The following is a 16,067-nucleotide window of genomic DNA, read 5'->3' on the forward strand; positions in this document are numbered from 1 at the left end:
TGCGCTGCGTTGCTCAGTCGAGCAGCGCCGCCTTGAGCGTGTCGAGGCCGACGCCGCCGATGTCGAGCGCCTTCTTGTGGAACGCCTTGATGTCGAAGGCGGCACCTTCCCGGCGGGCGTACTCGTCGCGCAGCTGCTCCCAGATGCGCTGGCCGATCTTGTACGACGGCGCCTGACCCGGCCAGCCGAGGTAGCGGTTCACCTCGAAGCGGACGAACTGGTCGTTCATGTTGACGTTCTCGCGCAGGAATGGGAAGGCGTCCTCCCCCGTCCACGGCCGCGAGCCGTCCGGCAGCGGCTTCTCCAGGTGCACGCCGATGTCGAGCACCACACGCGCGGCGCGCATGCGCTGACCGTCGAGCATCCCGAGCCGGTCGGCCGGATCGTCGAGGTAACCGAGCTGCTCCATGAGGCGTTCGGCGTACAGCGCCCACCCTTCGGCGTGACCGGAGGTGCCGGCGATCCGGCGCCACGAGTTGAGCTGAGCCTTGTTGTAGGTGGCCTGGGCGATCTGCAGGTGGTGGCCGGGCACGCCCTCGTGGTAGACGGTGGTCAGCTCGCGCCAGGTGTCGAACTCCGTCACGCCCTCGGGGACGCTCCACCACATACGGCCTGCGCGCGAGAAGTCGTCGCTCGGGCCGGTGTAGTAGATGCCGCCCTCCTGCGTCGGGGCGATCATGCACTCGAGGCGACGGATCTCGGCGGGGATGTCGAAGTGCGACTTGCCGAGCTCTTCGATCGCGCGGTCGCTGGTCTCCTGCATCCACCGCTGGAGGGCGTCGGTGCCGTGCAGCTTGCGGCTGGGGTCGCCGTCGAGGAACTCGATCGCCTCCAGAACGCTCGCGCCCGGCTTGATCTCGCGTGCGATGGACTCCTGCTCCGCACGCATGCGGGCGAGCTCTTCGATTCCCCACTCGTACGTCTCGTCGAGGTCGACGGTCGCGCCCAGGAAGCTGCGGGACGCCAGGGCGTAGAGCTCCCGGCCGACCGCATCCTTCTCCGGCGCCTGCGGAGCCAGTTCGTTCTCGAAGAACTCGGCCAACGTCGCGTACGCCTGGGCGGACTCCTGCGCTCCGTTCGCGAGGTCGCTCTTCAGCGACGCCGGCAGCTCGCCGTTCAGCGGCCGCGCCTCCTGCGTGAACTCGAAGAAGAAGCCTGTGTCGGCGACCTGCTTGCGCGCCTGGGCGAGCACTTCCCGCACCTGGCGGATCGCGGGGACGTTGCCGGCCGCGATCCCGCTGCGTAGCGTCTCGATGTATCCGTTCATCGCCGCGGGCAGGTTGTGAAGGCGCTTGGCGACGTTGGCCCAGTCGTCTTCGGTGTCCGTCGGCACCAGGTCGAAGATGTCGCGCAGCTCCTGCGGGGGCGACGCGATCACGTTGAGGTCTCGCTGCGCGAACCCGGCCTCGTGCTTCTCGATGTGGAGCTGAAGCTCACGAGCGAGGTCCATTTTGGTGATGCGATCGATCTCGTCGACCGGCTCGGCCGCTTCGATGCGACTGAGCGTCTCCTTCACCTTGGCCGTCGCGTTCTCGGCACCGGCCGGCGAGTAGTCGGCGTATTCGCCCTCACGCCCCGGTCGGCCGAGCCACACGTGGTACTCGGGGTACAGCTCCAGCTGGGTGTCGACCCACTCGTCGGCGATCGTGTCGACCGGAGTGGGTTCGCGCTTCTGATCGTTGGTCATGCTTCGACCCTATCGACCAACGCGTCGGCGGCACACGATCGAAATGCAGCTGTGGAGAACCTCGGCGGAAGCGCGGCTGTGCGCAGGTCAGTGCGCGGCCGCGTCCCAGTTCGAGCCGCGGCCCACCTGCACATCGAGCGGCACGCGGAGGTCGGCAGCGCCCGCCATGCGTGCACGCACGATGGACTCCAGCGCATCCCACTCGCCGGGCGCCACCTCGAAGATGAGCTCGTCGTGCACCTGGAGCAGCATCCGCGACTCGAGTCGCTGGTCGATGATGTCGCCGGCGATCCCGAGCATCGCGACCTTCATGATGTCGGCCGCCGACCCCTGGATGGGCGCGTTGAGCGCCTGCCGCTCCGCGTTCTCGCGCAGGACACGGTTGGTCGACGTCAGGTCGGCGAACGGACGCCGACGGCCGAAGATGGTCTCCGTGAAGCCGTCCACGCGCGCCTGCTCGACGACGTTCCGCAGGTAGTCGCGCACCGCGCCGAACCGCTCGAAGTAGTCGGTCATCAGCTGCCGCGCCTCGGACGTTTCGATGCGCAGCTGCTTCGACAGTCCGAACGCACTCAGGCCGTAGGCGAGCCCGTACGACATCGCCTTGACCTTGGTGCGCATGGCGGAGGTGACCTCGGCGGGGTCGACGCCGAACACGCGGGAGCCGACGAACCGGTGGAGGTCCTCCCCCGCGTTGAACGCCTCGATCAGCCCAGGGTCCTCGGACAGGTGAGCCATGATCCGCATCTCGATCTGCGAATAGTCGGCTGTGAGGAGCGTCTCGAATCCCTCGCCGTGCCGGAACGCGGAGCGGATCTCGCGGCCCTCCTCGGTGCGGATCGGGATGTTCTGCAGGTTCGGGTCGTTCGAGGAGATGCGGCCCGTGCTCGTACCGGTCTGGTCATAGGTCGTGTGGATGCGCCCATCCGTCTCGACCGAGCGCTCCAGCGTCTCGATGATCTGCTTCAGCTTGGTCGCGTCGCGGTGCTGCAGCAGCAGCCCGAGGAACGGATGCGGGTTCTTCTCCTGCAGGTCGGCGAGCGAGCCGGCGTCGGTGGAGTACCCGGTCTTCGTGGCGCGGGTCTTCGGCATCCCGAGCTCCTCGAAGAGCACCTGCTGCAGCTGCTTCGGTGAACCGAGGTTGATCTCGTGACCGATCTGCGCGTACGCCTGGGCCGCGTAGTCGTTCGCCTTGTCGGTGAGCTGTCCGCGGAGCCGTGCCAGCACCTCCGCATCCATCGAGACGCCGTTCAGCTCCATCTCGGCGAGCACCGCCACCAGCGGCAGCTCTATGTCGTCGAGCACCGCGCGTGTGCCTTCGTCGAGCGCGATCATCTGGCCCTCGGCGACGCGGCGGATGTACCAGGCCTCGGTCGCGGGGCTCACGGCGTCGTTGATCGGGACGAGCTGGTTCGGGTCGGAGACCGGCAAAGTCTCCCCCAGCACCTCGTACACCTGCTCCGCGAGCGACTGCGGGGCGGCGCCGGGCTTGACGAGCCACGAGGCGATCCGCGTGTCGAAGGCGAGGCCGTCGACCACGAAACCGGCGCGGCTGAGGGATTTGAACTGCGGCTTGGCGTGGAAGAAGTACTTCGGCGCGCTGCTTGCGAGCCACTCCTCCAGGGCCTCGTAGTCTTTGCGACCCGCCACCCAGGGCACGTACACGGTGTCATCGCCCGTGGCCAGGCCGAACCCGGTGATCCCGGCCGGGCCGACCTCCAGCTGGACGGCGACGGCCGCACCGTCGGCAGACGCTTTCGACAGCCAGTAGGCGAGCTCTTCGTCGACCATCGTGCGCACGGCGGGGGCGCTGACGGCTCCCGCGTCGCCCACCTCGGCGACACTCAGGACGCCGTCGAGCATCCCCTCTTCCGCCGCCGTCTTCATCAGGCGGTCGAGCAGGGTCTTGAACTGCAACCGCGCGAAGATGTCGCGCACCGCATTCTCGTTGAGCGGCTTGCGTTCGAGGTCGTCGAGGGCGATCGGCAGCTCGACGTCGTCCAGAAGCTGGTTGAGCCGCCGGTTGCGGAGGGCGTTCTCCTTCTGGTCGCGCAGGTTCTGACCGACGACTCCCTTGATCTCGTCGGCGTGCGCCACGATGTTCTCGACCGTGCCGTACTGCTGCACCCACTTCACGGCGGTCTTCTCGCCGACCTTGTCGATGCCGATCAGGTTGTCGCTGGTCTCACCGACGAGGGCCGCGATCTCCGGGTACTGGTGCGGATCAATTCCGTACTTCTCGCGCACGGCCGCGGGGTCGTACACCTTGAGCTCGGAGACGCCGCGGACGTTCGGGTAGAGCAGCGTGACGTCGTCATTGACGAGCTGGATGGTGTCGCGGTCACCCGACACCAGCAGCACCTTGTAGCCCTCGTCCACACCGCGCTTGGCAAGGGTGGCAAGGATGTCATCGGCCTCGTAGTCCTCCTTGGCGATGGTGGTGACGTTCATCGCGTGCAGCGCCTCCTCGAGCAGCGGCACCTGGCCGGCGAACTCCGACGGCGTCTCACCGCGGGTGCCCTTGTACTCCGGGTACTCGCGGGTGCGGAACGAGTAGCGGGAGATGTCGAACGCGACAGCCAAGTGCGTCGGCTTCTGCTGCTGGAGCAGGTTGATGAACATGGCGATGAAGCCGTGGATCGCATTCGTGTGCTGACCCTCGCGATTCACGAAGCTGTCCACCGGAAGTGCGTAGAAGGCCCGGAAAGCGAGCGAATGGCCGTCGATCACGAGGAGGGTAGGCTTTTCGGAGTCTGACACCAGGCAAGCCTACAAGGGGCCGGTGACACCGCAGACGACGCTCAGAGAGGCCGAGGATGACCGGAGACGCGCTCGCGTTCGTGCAGGAGAGAGGTCTCGGCCGTCTGGCCGAGAAGATGGGCATCGAGATGCTCGAGTTCACCGTGGAGCGGGCCGTCGCACGCATGCCGGTGGAGGGGAACACCCAGCCCGCCGACCTGCTCCACGGCGGCGCCTACGTCGTCCTGGGCGAGTCCCTGGGCTCGATGTCGGCAAACCTCTACGCCGGCGAGGGACGCCTGGCGGTCGGGATCGAGATCAACGCCTCGCACACCCGCTCGGCGACGAGCGGCTACGTGACCGGGGTCTGCACGCCCATCCACCTGGGACGGACGCTGACCACGCACGAGATCGCCGTGACCGACGACCAGGGCCGCCGCTGCTCGACGATCCGCATCACGAACCTGATCAAGGACCTGTAACGCGCCAACAGCTCCTGAGTTCTTCAGCCGAATCGCCGCGGCGAGGTCGAAAAACTCAGGAGCTGTTGGCTGGGGACGCTGGGGACGCGCTACTTCTTCGGCGCGAGCTGGTCGATGATCGCCTGGGCGACGTCGTGCATGGTGAGGCGGCGGTCCATCGACGCCTTCTGGATCCAGCGGAATGCCTCCGGCTCGGACAGGCCCATCTTCTCGTTGAGGAGGCCCTTCGCGCGGTCGACGAGCTTGCGGGTCTCGAAGCGCTGCACCATGTCGGAGACCTCGGCCTCCAGCGCGATGATCTGCTGGTAGCGCGCCAGCGCGATCTCGATCGCGGGCAGCAGGTCGTTCGGCGTGAACGGCTTCACGACGTAGGCCAGGGCGCCGGCCTCGGTCGCACGCTCGACGAGCTCCTTCTGGCTGAAGGCGGTCAGCAGCACGACGGGCGCGATGTGGTCCTTGGACAGCCGCTCGGCCGCCGAGATGCCGTCGAGCTGGGGCATCTTGACGTCCATGATCACCAGGTCGGGCCGCAGCTCGGTGGCCAGCGCGACAGCCGTCTCGCCGTCTCCGGCCTCGCCGACGACCTCGAAACCGTTGTCGCGCAGGATCTCGACGATGTCGAGGCGGATGAGCGATTCGTCCTCCGCCACGACGACGCGGCGGGGTGCGGTGGAAGAGGTCTCCTGGTCAGTCACGGTCAAAAGCCTACGGTATTCTTCAGGGGTTGTTGTGCGCCGCTGTGGCGGAATGGCAGACGCGGAGCACTCAAAATGCTTTGTCCGAAAGGGCGTGTGGGTTCGAATCCCACCAGCGGCACGACCTCAGATCCGGGCGCCGACGATCGTCGCGGCGAAGCGCCTGGCGCGCTCGGCAAGACCGGCGATCCGGTCTTCCACGACCCGGTCGACGTCGAATCCGACGTACGACGGCGGAGGGGTGCGCCGCACATTGGCGCTGCACTCGAAGGCCCCGCAGACCAGCGTTCCGACGGTGTCGCCATTGCGGCCAGCCTGACCTGCCCGTCGGGCCGACCAGAACCAGACATCGTTGGTGAGGTGCACATCCTGGCACCATCCGCACATCGACGGCACGTTCGACCGCATCGACGCTTCGGAGGCCCTCAGAACGATGCCGACGGGGCCATCCGCCGTCGGGATGACGACGTAGCCGCGCTGAGGCAGCTTCGGGTCGCGCCAGCCGAGGTACTCGCGGCGGGACCAATCCACCTCGTGCAGTCCCGGTGGAAGCGGAAGCTCTTCGGCTTCGCTGCGGGAGCAGTTGACGAACGACTCGCGGATCTGCTGCGGACTCAGGATCTCCATGCGCACCTCCTCCTCCCATGCTCGCACAGGATCGGCGTGTCACCGCTTGACCCTGCCCCCGTGGTCAGGGCTTAGCGTGCTCGCATGACCACGATCGAGAGCGTCACGGACGCCAGCTTCCAGGAGGATGTGCTCGCCGCCCCGGGCACCACCGTCGTCGAGTTCTGGGCGGAATGGTGCGGTCCGTGCCGGGCCCTCAGCCCCATCCTGCAGCAGTTGCAGGAAGAGCACGCCGACCGCATCCGTATCGTCAAGATCAACGCCGACGAGAACATGGAGAGCACCGTCGCCTACAAGGCGCTCGCGCTGCCGGTGATGAAGGTGTTCCGCGACGGCGAAGTGGTGAAGACGATCATCGGCGCGAAGCCGAAGCCCGCCATGGAGCTGGAGCTGGCGCCGTTCCTATGAGCGGCTCCTGAATTCAGGGACCTGTATTCAGGTCGGCTGAGTTCAGGTCAGGTGGTCGAACGCCCCGCTGACCCAGCCGATGTAGCGGTCGGCTGAGCGCAGCACCGCCGCGCGCGCATCCCGCGGGATGACGTTGCCCAGGTTGCCGTACATCCGCTCGAAGGGCCGGTCGCACACTGTGTCGGCAACGCGGCGCACCACAGCGGCGGAGAGCGGGATGTCGTTCGGGAAACTGCGCTGGAACGTCACCCATCGCTGCGACGGCCCCGGGAACACGGTGTCGCCGCTGAGCACGACGCCGCGATCCCAGTGGACCACCGCGCTGCCCGGGAAGTGCCCGCCGATCGTCCGCAGGGTCACCCCGGGCAGCACCTCCACCTCCCCGGTCCAGGATTGGATGGCCGGGTCCTCCCGCTGCACCCAGTGGCGGTCTGCGGCGTTGACGAGCACCGGAGGGTCGCCGAGCATCCGGGACCACGTCACCTGCGCGCCGAACATGTGCGGGTGGCTGGTCGCGATGATCGCGGCGCCGCCGAGGTCCTGCACCGCGGCAACCGCCGCTTCGTCGACGTACCCGGTCGGGTCCCAGAGCAGGTTGCCTTCGGGCGTGCGCAGCAGGATGCTCTGCTGGCCGATGCCGACCCTCGGCTCGCTGCGCAGCCCGTACAGGTCGGGCTCGAGCTCGGTGACCACGACGCGTTCGCCCTCGCGCTGCAGGCGCTGGAGTGTCGTCCACTCCTGGCCCGTCGGCGGGACGTACTGCCGCTCATCCTCGCAGATCGGGCACGATATGGGCGGGTGCTCCCCGTCCCCGAACTCCACAGCGCACGCCGCGCACAGCCACTCCGCCACATCCCGGACTCTAGCGCGACGGAATAGGCTGCGACGAGGACCGATTGGAGTGGATGTGAAACGCATCGGGTTCCTCAGCTTCGGGCACTACCAGCCCATCCCAGGTTCCGTCTCGCGCACCGCGGCGGACGCCCTCCACCAGGCGATAGACCTGGCCGTGGCCGCGGAGGAGCTGGGCGCCGACGGCGCGTTCTTTCGCGTCCACCACTTCGCGCCGCAGCTCGCCTCGCCGTTCCCGCTGCTCGCGGCCATCGGCGCGCGCACCTCGCGCATCGAGATCGGCACGGCCGTCATCGACATGCGCTACGAGAATCCCCTCTACATGGCCGAGGATGCGGCGGCGGCCGACCTGATCTCCGACGGGCGGCTGCAGCTCGGCGTGAGCCGGGGGTCACCCGAGACGGCGCTGCGCGGCTCCGAGTCGTTCGGCTACGTGCCCGCCGAGGGCGAGACGGATGCGGACATGGCCCGCCGGCACACGGAACTGTTCCGGGCCGCCATCGCCGGAGCGGGGGTCGCCGAGGCGAACCCGGCGATGACGGGAGGGCAGCGCGGTGGCCTCGCCATCGAACCGCAGTCACCCGGCCTCCCGGACCGGATCTGGTGGGGCGCGGGAACGCGAGCGACCGCCGTGTGGGCGGCCGAGCAGGGCATGAACCTGATGAGTTCGACCCTGCTCACCGAAGACACCGGCGTGGCGTTCTCCGACCTCCAGGCGGAGCAGTTGCAGCAGTACCGGGATGCGTGGACAGCGGCCGGGTGGGACCGGGAGCCGCGCGTGTCCGTCAGCCGCAGCATCCTGCCGATCACCACCGACCTCGACCGCCGCTACTTCGGCGCGTCCGCCCTCGCCGAACGCCACGACCAGGTCGGGCACCTCGACGGCGGCCTCGCGCGGTTCGGCAAGAGCTACGTCGGAGAGCCGGAGCAGATCGTCGAGGAGTTGCGCGAGGACGCCGCCGTCGCCGATGCCGACACTCTGCTCGTCACCGTCCCGAACCAGCTCGGCGTGGAGTACAACGCGCACCTTCTGGAGACCATCGTCACGCAGATCGCGCCCGCCCTCGGCTGGCGGGACTGAGCCGGGGCTGAGCGGGGTACAGCGGAGGCCGGCGCGTGTACCCCGAACGCGGCATAGACGCCAGCGCGGAGACTGACATGATGGACGTACCGCACACCCGAATCTGCGGTGACTGTTCCGTTCCGCGTTCGAAGGGTGTGCCATGCGAGCTCCGCGTCTCCGCTCCGTCGTCACCGCCACGGCCATGGCTGTGGCGATCGGCGGCTCGGCGCTGGCAGCGCCCGTGCTCGCCGCGGCACCGGCGGCGGCCGTGACCGCCCGGATCGACAGCGGCCCTGCTTCGTCGGCGATCACCGGGATGTGGGCCTGGGGCAACCCGATCGACCCGGCAGTGGATGCGCGCGGCGAAGGACGTGCACAGTTCGAGCCGCAGGCGCTGGCCGACTTCGCGGCGGCGCACCACCTGCGCACCGTCTTCCTGTCCGTGCCGTGGGCGGCCGACGAGGGTCCCTTCGTCGTCTGGCTGACCGACGCAGTGAACGCACTGCACGCAGCCGGAGTCACGAAGGTCGCCGCCCTCGGAGGCGACCCGGCCTGGGCCGACGACCCGTCGCTCGCCGCCACCTGGACGACCGCAGCCCTGCGGGCGGCTCCGTTCGACGCGGTGCAGTTCGACGTGGAGCCGTGGGTCGTCTCCTCGGATTCCGAGCTTCCCGCCGTGGTCACCAAGCTGCAGACGATGTACGACCGGGCCCGTGCGGCGGCCGGTACGACGCCGGTCGGCGCCGACCTGCCGTGGTGGCTGGCCGCCAAGCCGCAGCCGGGCGGCGGCACCGCGTTCGACGCCCTGCTCCCCCACCTGAAGTCGGTGGCGATCGTCGCGTTCAGCGACCACGCGGCCGGGACGGACGGGATCGTCGCGTTCGCGAAGCCCGCGGCGCAAGCGGCGGCCGCCAAGCGCATCCCGTTCACCATCGGGGTGGAGACGGACACGCCGGAGGTCGCCGGCGGACCCGGCGCCACCTTCGGCGACGACAGCGCGGCCCTGCTGGAGTCGGAGACGGCGGCGGTACGCACGCAACTCTCCGGCCTCCGCGGCTACGGCGGAGTGACCGTCGAGCACCTGCTGGCCTGGCAGGACCTCCTCGCCCGCTGAGCAGCGCGCTCTCGACGCCGCGCGAACGCACCCCGGCGTTACGAGCGCTGCTGCGCGCGCAGGCGCGCGTGTGACGCGAGGGCGCGGTCGCGGCGCGAGCGCCTCGACGCCTCAGCGGCCGTCGGCTGCGGCCTCGAGGGCCGCGATGTCGAGCTTGCGCATGGTCAGCATCGCCTGGTTCGCGCGGCTGGCGCGCACCGGGTCCGGATCGGCCTGCAGCTTGAGCAAGCGGCGCGGCACGATCTGCCAGCTGACGCCCCAGCGGTCTTTCAGCCACCCGCACTGGCTCTCCTCGCCTCCGTCGGCGGTGAGCGCATCCCACAGCCGATCGACCTCAGCCTGGTCGTCGCAGATCACCGACAGCGAGATCGCCTCGGTGAAGTTCGCGGCCGGGCCGCCGTTCATCGCCTGATACTCGACGCCGCCGAGGGTGAACTGCACGACGACGAGGCCGTCCGGCATCCCCTCGCCGAACCGCTGCACGTTCAGGATGCGCGAGTCCGGGATGAGCGACGTGTACAGCTCCGCCGCCTCCTCCACCCCCTCGGCGTACCAGAGGAACGTCGTGACCTTCTGCATGGGAGCCCCCTCCCCGCGCCCTCCGTCGGACGCGGTCGATGCCGCCCATGGTAGCCGGGAGCGGTAGCGTTGCACCCGTGTCGAGCACCGCATTCAGCAGCTACATCGCCATCGGGGACAGCTTCACGGAGGGCGTCGGCGACGATCTCCCCGACGGCCGCGTCCGCGGCTGGGCCGACTTCGTCGCGCTCGGGATGGCCGCGGCCTCGGACGCCCCGTTCCGCTATGCGAACCTCGCGGTGCGCGGGCGCAAGCTCGGCCCGATCGTGGCCGAGCAGGTGGAGCCGGCGATCGCGCAGCATCCCGACCTCGTCAGCCTGAACGGCGGCGGGAACGACATCATGCGCCCCCGCGTCTCCATCGAGGGCGTCGCCAGGACCCTGATGGATGCGGCCGACCGGGTGGTCGCCTCCGGCAGCCACATGCTGCTCCTCAGCGGGGCGAACCCGAGCGCTCACCTGCCGCTCGGCGGCCTGATACGGCGGCGCGGCGAGGAGCTCGCGGTGGCCGTGCGCGCGATGCTGCCGCGCGACGGCATCACCTTCGTCGACAACTGGGCCGACGAAGGGCTGGAGGACTTCCGCTACTGGTCGGAGGACCGTCTCCACCTCGGTCCGCTCGGGCACGCGCGCGTCGCGAGCAACGTGCTGACGGCGCTCGGTGTCCCGGTGCCCGAGGAGTGGGGCGTCGCGGAGGTGGCGGCCGCGCCACCCGGCGAGCGGAATCGCCGCACCGCCGACTACTACCGCCGCTTCGTGCTCCCGTGGGTCGGACGCCGGCTCACCGGCCGCTCCTCCGGCGACGGCCGAGCCGCGAAGATCGCGGAACTGACCGTCGTCGACCCGGAATCGGCGCACCCGCTCTAAGCGCGACGCCGTCAGTCGTTGTCGCCCCCGGTGGTGTCGAAGCGGGTCGTGTGCTCGCCTCCGCCCCACGTCCACTCGGCGACCTCGGGGATGTCCTCCCCGTGCTCGCGCGTGTACTGGCGGGCGCGCAGGCGCGCATCCTGCATCTCCTGGCGCAGTTCGGCCTGGCGCGAGGCGAGCCCCGGCACCCGGTCGATGACGTCGATCACCAGGCGGTAACGGTCGAGGTCGTTGAGCATCACCATGTCGAACGGCGTCGTCGTGGTGCCCTCCTCACGGTAGCCGCGGACGTGCAGGTTGCTGTGGCCGTTGCGGCGGTAGGTGAGCCGATGGATGAGCCACGGGTAGCCGTGGTACGCGAAGATGACCGGCTTGTCGGCGGTGAAGAGCGCGTCGTACTCGCGGTCGTTGAGCCCGTGCGGATGCTCGCCCTCGCTTTGCAGCCGCATCAGGTCGACCACATTGACCACGCGCACCTTGAGGTCCGGCAGTCGGCGGCGCAGGATGTCGGCGGCCGCCAGCACTTCCAAGGTCGGGATGTCACCCGCGCAGCCGAGCACCACATCCGGCTCTTCGCCCTCCTTCTCGGTGCCCGCCCACGGGAAGATGCCGATGCCGCGCGTGCAGTGCGCGATCGCCTCCTCCATCGTCAGCCAGTTGGGTGCGGGCTGCTTGCCGGCGACGACGACGTTCACGTAGTCGACCGAGCGCAGGCAGTGGTCGTAGGTCGACAGCAGGGTGTTCGCGTCGAACGGCAGGTAGACGCGCACGACGTCGGCCTTCTTGTTGACGACGTGGTCGATGAAGCCGGGGTCCTGGTGGGAGGCGCCATTGTGGTCCTGCCGCCACACGTGCGAGCTGAGCAGGTAGTTGAGGGACGCGACGGGCCGCCGCCAAGACACCTCGCTCGCCGACTTCAGCCACTTGGCGTGCTGGTTGAACATGGAGTCGACGATGTGGATGAACGCCTCGTACGACGTGAAGACGCCGTGCCGGCCCGTCAGCAGGTACCCCTCCAACCAGCCCTGGCACTGGTGCTCGCTGAGCACCTCCATCGCCCGGCCTTGCGGGGCGAGATGGTTGTCGTCGTCGATCGGGAGGTACTCGGCGTTCCACTGCTTGCTGGTGTCCTCGAACACGGCCTGCAGGCGATTGGAGGCGATCTCGTCCGGGCCGAACAGGCGGAAGTCGTGCGGGTTGGCGATCATCACATCCCGGATCCAATCGCCGAGCACCCGTGTCGCCTCGGCGACCGTCTCGCCGGGAGCCGGGACATCGACCGCGTACTCGCGGAAGTCGGGCAGCCGGAGGTCGCGCCGCAGCAGCCCGCCGTTCGCGACCGGATTGGCGCTCATCCGGCGCTCGCCCTCGGGGGCCAGGCTCCGGATCAACTCGACCGGTCGTCCCTGCTCGTCGAACAGCTCCTCCGGCCGGTAGGAGGCCAGCCAGTTCTCCAGCAGCCGCGTGTGCGCCTCCGTGTCGCGCGCGTTCGCGAGCGGCACCTGGTGGGACCGCCAGTTGTTCTCGGTCGGGTGCCCGTCGATCTCTGCCGGGCAGGTCCAGCCCTTCGGGGTGCGCAGGATGAGCATGGGCCACGCGGGACGCGCATCCAGCTCGCCCGCGTCCGCGCTCCGCTTGATCTCGGCGATCCGGTCGAGGATCTCGTCGAGCGTCGCGGCCATCCGCTTGTGCACCGCGCGGGGGTCCTCGCCGTCGAAACCACCGGAGACGATGTACGGCGCGTAACCGTAGCCGCGCATGAGGTCGAGGAGCTCTGACTCGGGGATGCGCGCCAGCACGGTCGGGTTGGCGATCTTGTAGCCGTTCAGGTGCAGAATCGGCAGGACCACCCCATCCTGCTGCGGGTTCAGGAACTTGTTCGAATGCCAGGCGGTCGCCAGCGGACCGGTCTCCGCCTCCCCGTCGCCGACCACCGCCGCGACCAGCAGGTCGGGGTTGTCGAAGGCGGCGCCGAAGGCGTGCGAGAGCGCGTAGCCGAGCTCGCCGCCCTCATGGATCGACCCGGGCGTCTGCGGTGCCGCGTGGCTCGGGATGCCGCCGGGGAACGAGTACTGGCGGAACAGTCGCCGCAGGCCGTCCTCGCTCTGGTCGATCACGCTGTACAGCTCGCTGTAGGTGCCATCGAGATAGGCGCTCGCCACCACGCCCGGTCCGCCGTGACCGGGTCCGGCGACGAAGAGTGTGTTCAGGTCGCGCTCACGGATGGCGCGGTTGAGGTGCGCGTAGATGAAGTTGAGCCCGGGCGTCGTGCCCCAGTGCCCCAGCAGTCGGGGCTTGATGTCGTCTCGCGACAGCGGGCGCCGCAGCAACGGGTTGTCGAGCAGATAGATCTGGCCGACCGAAAGGTAGTTCGCCGCCCGCCACCAGGCGTCGATGCGGTCGAGCATCTCCTCAGTCAGTTCGTGCTGCGCGGACGCCGTGCTGGTCTCGGTCATCGGTGCTCTCTCCTCGCTGACGGGTCCCGTGCGCGGGCAGGCCCGGCGCCAGGTGGGTGTGCCGCGCATCCTACGGCGGGTCCGCTCCGAAGAACAGGCGTGGAACAGACGATGGTGGACAGCGGTGCCGGTCCGATGGCCGTGCGCTATACCGCGCGTGAATCCGGGGTGGCGACGCTGCTGCTGCACGGCGCGGCGGGGTCGTGGACGAGCTGGCAGCCGTTGATGGCGGCGGCCGCGTCCGAGCGTGGCGGCGAAGTGCCGGACCTGATCGTGCCGGACCTCCCAGGCTGGGGTGACTCCCCCGCATCGACGTCCCGGTTGGATGTGGATGTGCTCGCTGCCGCCGCCGCCACGGCCGCCCGCGCACTCGGGTACGAACGGTGGCGCGTCGTCGGACATTCGCTGGGCGGGTTCGTCGGACTGGAGCTGGCCGTGCTGGAGCCGTCGGCCACCGAGTCGGTCGTCCTCGTCTCGGCGACGACCTTCGGTGGGCGGGCGGACCGGCTCGGCACGGCGGCCCTGTTCCGGGCCTACGCGCCGCTCATGCTGCTGCTGCAGGGAATGCGCCTGCTCGCGACGCTCGGACCCTTCGCCGCTGTGCTCGTGCACGCTCTTGACCGATCGCGCCTGCTCGACCTCCTGGCCGCCCCGTTGTTCCGCCGGCCGGTCGCCGGGGTGGTTCACGAGCTCGCGCGCGACCTGCGGCCGGCGGCCTTCGTCCGGGCCGTGGCGTGCGCCCGCCGCTACCCTGCGGCGGAGCGCTGGGGCGGCATCCGCTGCCCGGTGCTCGCGCTGCACGGCGACCGCGACGTCTTCGTTCCTCGGGCCGACGACGCCCGGCTCGCGGCCGCGGTGCCCGGCATCCGCACTCTCGTCGTGCCCGCGACCGGCCACTTCGCTCACGTCGAGCATCCCTCGCTGGTGGCGTCACTCTGTCTCGGGGTGGATACCTCTTGGCCGACCACGGGGCGGGACGCTAGCGTCGGAGCATGAGCGACACAGTGGTCCGCCCGGTCGACGATGCGATCTGGGGCGATCTGGAGACCGTGTTCAGCACGCCGGGAGACCCTTCGGGATGCTGGTGCCAGTGGTTCAAGGTGCCGCGCGCGCAGAACGACCAGCTCTCGAACGTGGAACGCCGGGAACTGCTCCACGATCAGGTGCGCTCCGGCTCGCCCGGGGTCCTCGCCTGGATCGACGGACAGCCCGCCGGATGGGCGGCCGTCGAGCCGTACACCGCGTATCCGACCCTGGCCCGCTCCCCCATCACGAAGCGGCTCGCCGACGATCCGGCCGATCCGTGGGCGGTGACATGCTTCGTCGTGCGTGCTGAGTTCCGGAAGCAGGGCGTCGCGCGGGTGCTGCTCGACGGGGCCGTCGAGCACGCCAGGGCTCAGGGCGCGGAGCTTGTCGAAGGGTACCCGGTGGACCCGGAGGTGCGGCCCTCGCTCTCTGCGGCCGAGCGGTACCACGGCACCGTCGCGTTGTTCCGGGATGGCGGCTTCGAGGTGGTGCGGAGGCCGAGCGCCACGCGCGCGATCATGCGCCGGGCAGTGTGACGCAACGCATGATCGGGCGCCGGTAAGCTCGATCGGGTGAGTTCCACCCGTCGCGACCGCCTCGTCGGCGCGAGCACCCAGGTCGCGACGGAGATCAGCATCAACTACGGCTCGGCGCTGGCCGGCCTGCTGATCCCGGTCGTCGGATCGATCGTCGTCGTCGCCGCGAGGCAGGTCGTCACCGCGGTCGCGGTGCTGCCGTTCTACCGTCCGCGGCGCTCCGAGCTGACCTGGCGCCGGCTGTGGCCCGCTCTCGCGCTCGGCGTGGTGCTCGCGGTGATGAACCTCAGCTTCTACGCGTCGGTCGGCCGGCTCGGGCTCGGCATGGCGGCCACCATCGAGTTTCTCGGGCCGTTCGCGCTCGCACTCGCCGGCTCCCGGCGACTTCTCGACGCGGGATGCGCCGTTGCCGCCGCCGCGGGCGTCCTGCTCCTGACGGCGACCGAGGGCAGTGTCGATCCGTTCGGCGTGGCACTGGCGCTCACCGCGGCGGCTGCGTGGGCGGCGTACATCCTGCTGACCCGCCAGGTCGCGACCCGGCTGCCGGGCCTCGAGGGTCTCAGCGTGGCGAGCATCGTCTCCACCGTCCTGACGGTGCCGCTGGCCCTCATCGTCGTCGACTACAGCCGGATCGACGCGCGCGTGCTGCTCCTGCTGCTGGCCCTCGGCGTGCTGTCGTCCGCCGTCCCGTACAGCCTGGACACGTTCATCCTGCGCCGGATCACGCCGCGCCTCTACGCCGTCATCACGAGCTTCGGTCCGGTCGTCGCGACCGTCTTCGGCGTGCTCGTGCTCGGGGAGCACTTCACCCTCGTGCAGCTGATCGGCATCCTCATCGTGTGCGCGGCCGCCGGGGTCACCATCGCGACGCAGCGCGACCACCCGCGGTCGGAGCTGGAGCAGACGGCCGAATCGGTGCCGTGATCGAGGTGACCGA

At 69.5% G+C, this 16,067-nt stretch carries 15 protein-coding genes and 1 tRNA gene; 9 read left to right on the forward strand and 7 right to left on the reverse strand.

All coding sequences use genetic code 11. From position 1 onward, the window contains the following. Window positions 1–13: 13 nt before the first annotated feature. Window positions 14–1,687, reverse strand: a complete 1,674-nt coding sequence (locus AB7E03_RS04510; protein ID WP_489939696.1) for a DUF885 domain-containing protein — start codon at window positions 1,685–1,687, stop codon at window positions 14–16. Window positions 1,688–1,774: 87 nt separating this feature from the next. Further along, window positions 1,775–4,447, reverse strand: a complete 2,673-nt coding sequence (gene polA, locus AB7E03_RS04515) for a DNA polymerase I (RefSeq protein ID WP_489939698.1) — start codon at window positions 4,445–4,447, stop codon at window positions 1,775–1,777. Window positions 4,448–4,503: 56 nt separating this feature from the next. On the opposite strand from polA, the gene AB7E03_RS04520 reads away from it, so the two are divergent. Further along, the gene (locus AB7E03_RS04520) at window positions 4,504–4,908 is read left to right on the forward strand and encodes a hotdog fold thioesterase (RefSeq protein WP_441782095.1); all 405 of its coding nucleotides are present in this window, start codon (window positions 4,504–4,506) and stop codon (window positions 4,906–4,908) included. 89 nt (window positions 4,909–4,997) lie between these two features. On the opposite strand, the gene AB7E03_RS04525 is transcribed toward AB7E03_RS04520, so the two are convergent. Further along, window positions 4,998–5,603, reverse strand: coding sequence for an ANTAR domain-containing response regulator (locus AB7E03_RS04525; RefSeq protein ID WP_441782094.1), 606 nt, complete (start codon window positions 5,601–5,603; stop codon window positions 4,998–5,000). Window positions 5,604–5,641: 38 nt separating this feature from the next. On the opposite strand from AB7E03_RS04525, the gene AB7E03_RS04530 reads away from it, so the two are divergent. Then, window positions 5,642–5,724: transfer RNA gene (locus AB7E03_RS04530), tRNA-Leu, on the forward strand. A 5-nt stretch (window positions 5,725–5,729) separates the two neighbouring features. On the opposite strand, the gene AB7E03_RS04535 is transcribed toward AB7E03_RS04530, so the two are convergent. Beyond that, window positions 5,730–6,230, reverse strand: a complete 501-nt coding sequence (locus AB7E03_RS04535) for an FBP domain-containing protein (protein WP_489939701.1) — start codon at window positions 6,228–6,230, stop codon at window positions 5,730–5,732. An 84-nt stretch (window positions 6,231–6,314) separates the two neighbouring features. Between AB7E03_RS04535 and AB7E03_RS04540 the strand changes: the two genes are divergently transcribed. Continuing rightward, window positions 6,315–6,638 carry a thioredoxin family protein gene (locus tag AB7E03_RS04540; protein ID WP_489939703.1) on the forward strand — a complete coding sequence of 108 codons (324 nt, stop codon included), beginning with the start codon at window positions 6,315–6,317 and terminating at the stop codon, window positions 6,636–6,638. 42 nt (window positions 6,639–6,680) lie between these two features. Here the strand turns inward: AB7E03_RS04540 and AB7E03_RS04545 are convergent, their stop codons facing one another. After that, window positions 6,681–7,490 (reverse strand): MBL fold metallo-hydrolase, encoded by an 810-nt coding sequence (locus tag AB7E03_RS04545; protein WP_489939705.1) that lies wholly within the window; start codon window positions 7,488–7,490, stop codon window positions 6,681–6,683. 49 nt (window positions 7,491–7,539) lie between these two features. Between AB7E03_RS04545 and AB7E03_RS04550 the strand changes: the two genes are divergently transcribed. After that, the gene (locus tag AB7E03_RS04550; protein WP_489939707.1) at window positions 7,540–8,571 is read left to right on the forward strand and encodes an LLM class flavin-dependent oxidoreductase; all 1,032 of its coding nucleotides are present in this window, start codon (window positions 7,540–7,542) and stop codon (window positions 8,569–8,571) included. A 142-nt stretch (window positions 8,572–8,713) separates the two neighbouring features. After that, entirely contained in the window at window positions 8,714–9,667 is a 954-nt protein-coding gene (locus AB7E03_RS04555; protein ID WP_489939709.1) for a hypothetical protein, read from the forward strand. 111 nt (window positions 9,668–9,778) lie between these two features. Here the strand turns inward: AB7E03_RS04555 and AB7E03_RS04560 are convergent, their stop codons facing one another. After that, window positions 9,779–10,246: a VOC family protein gene (locus AB7E03_RS04560; protein ID WP_489939711.1), complete on the reverse strand. Its 468-nt coding sequence runs from the start codon at window positions 10,244–10,246 to the stop codon at window positions 9,779–9,781. Between the two features lie 77 nt (window positions 10,247–10,323). Between AB7E03_RS04560 and AB7E03_RS04565 the strand changes: the two genes are divergently transcribed. Next, the gene (locus AB7E03_RS04565; protein WP_489939713.1) at window positions 10,324–11,112 is read left to right on the forward strand and encodes an SGNH/GDSL hydrolase family protein; all 789 of its coding nucleotides are present in this window, start codon (window positions 10,324–10,326) and stop codon (window positions 11,110–11,112) included. 11 nt (window positions 11,113–11,123) lie between these two features. Here AB7E03_RS04565 and AB7E03_RS04570 read toward each other — a convergent pair whose 3' ends face one another. Next, window positions 11,124–13,568, reverse strand: coding sequence for a phosphoketolase family protein (locus tag AB7E03_RS04570; protein ID WP_489939715.1), 2,445 nt, complete (start codon window positions 13,566–13,568; stop codon window positions 11,124–11,126). A 99-nt stretch (window positions 13,569–13,667) separates the two neighbouring features. On the opposite strand from AB7E03_RS04570, the gene AB7E03_RS04575 reads away from it, so the two are divergent. From AB7E03_RS04575 to AB7E03_RS04585, 3 genes are read left to right on the forward strand one after another with little or no spacing between them, the layout of a single operon-like run. Continuing rightward, the gene (locus AB7E03_RS04575) at window positions 13,668–14,564 is read left to right on the forward strand and encodes an alpha/beta fold hydrolase (RefSeq protein WP_489939717.1); all 897 of its coding nucleotides are present in this window, start codon (window positions 13,668–13,670) and stop codon (window positions 14,562–14,564) included. Continuing rightward, window positions 14,561–15,130 (forward strand): GNAT family N-acetyltransferase, encoded by a 570-nt coding sequence (locus tag AB7E03_RS04580; protein ID WP_489939719.1) that lies wholly within the window; start codon window positions 14,561–14,563, stop codon window positions 15,128–15,130. The genes AB7E03_RS04575 and AB7E03_RS04580 overlap by 4 nt, the downstream gene beginning before the upstream one ends. A gap of 36 nt (window positions 15,131–15,166) precedes the next feature. After that, complete coding sequence (locus AB7E03_RS04585) at window positions 15,167–16,054, forward strand: EamA family transporter (RefSeq protein WP_441782083.1); 888 nt, start codon at window positions 15,167–15,169, stop codon at window positions 16,052–16,054. Window positions 16,055–16,067: the final 13 nt, after the last annotated feature.

The sequence above is a fragment of the Leifsonia sp. RCC_180 genome, assembly GCF_058138205.1.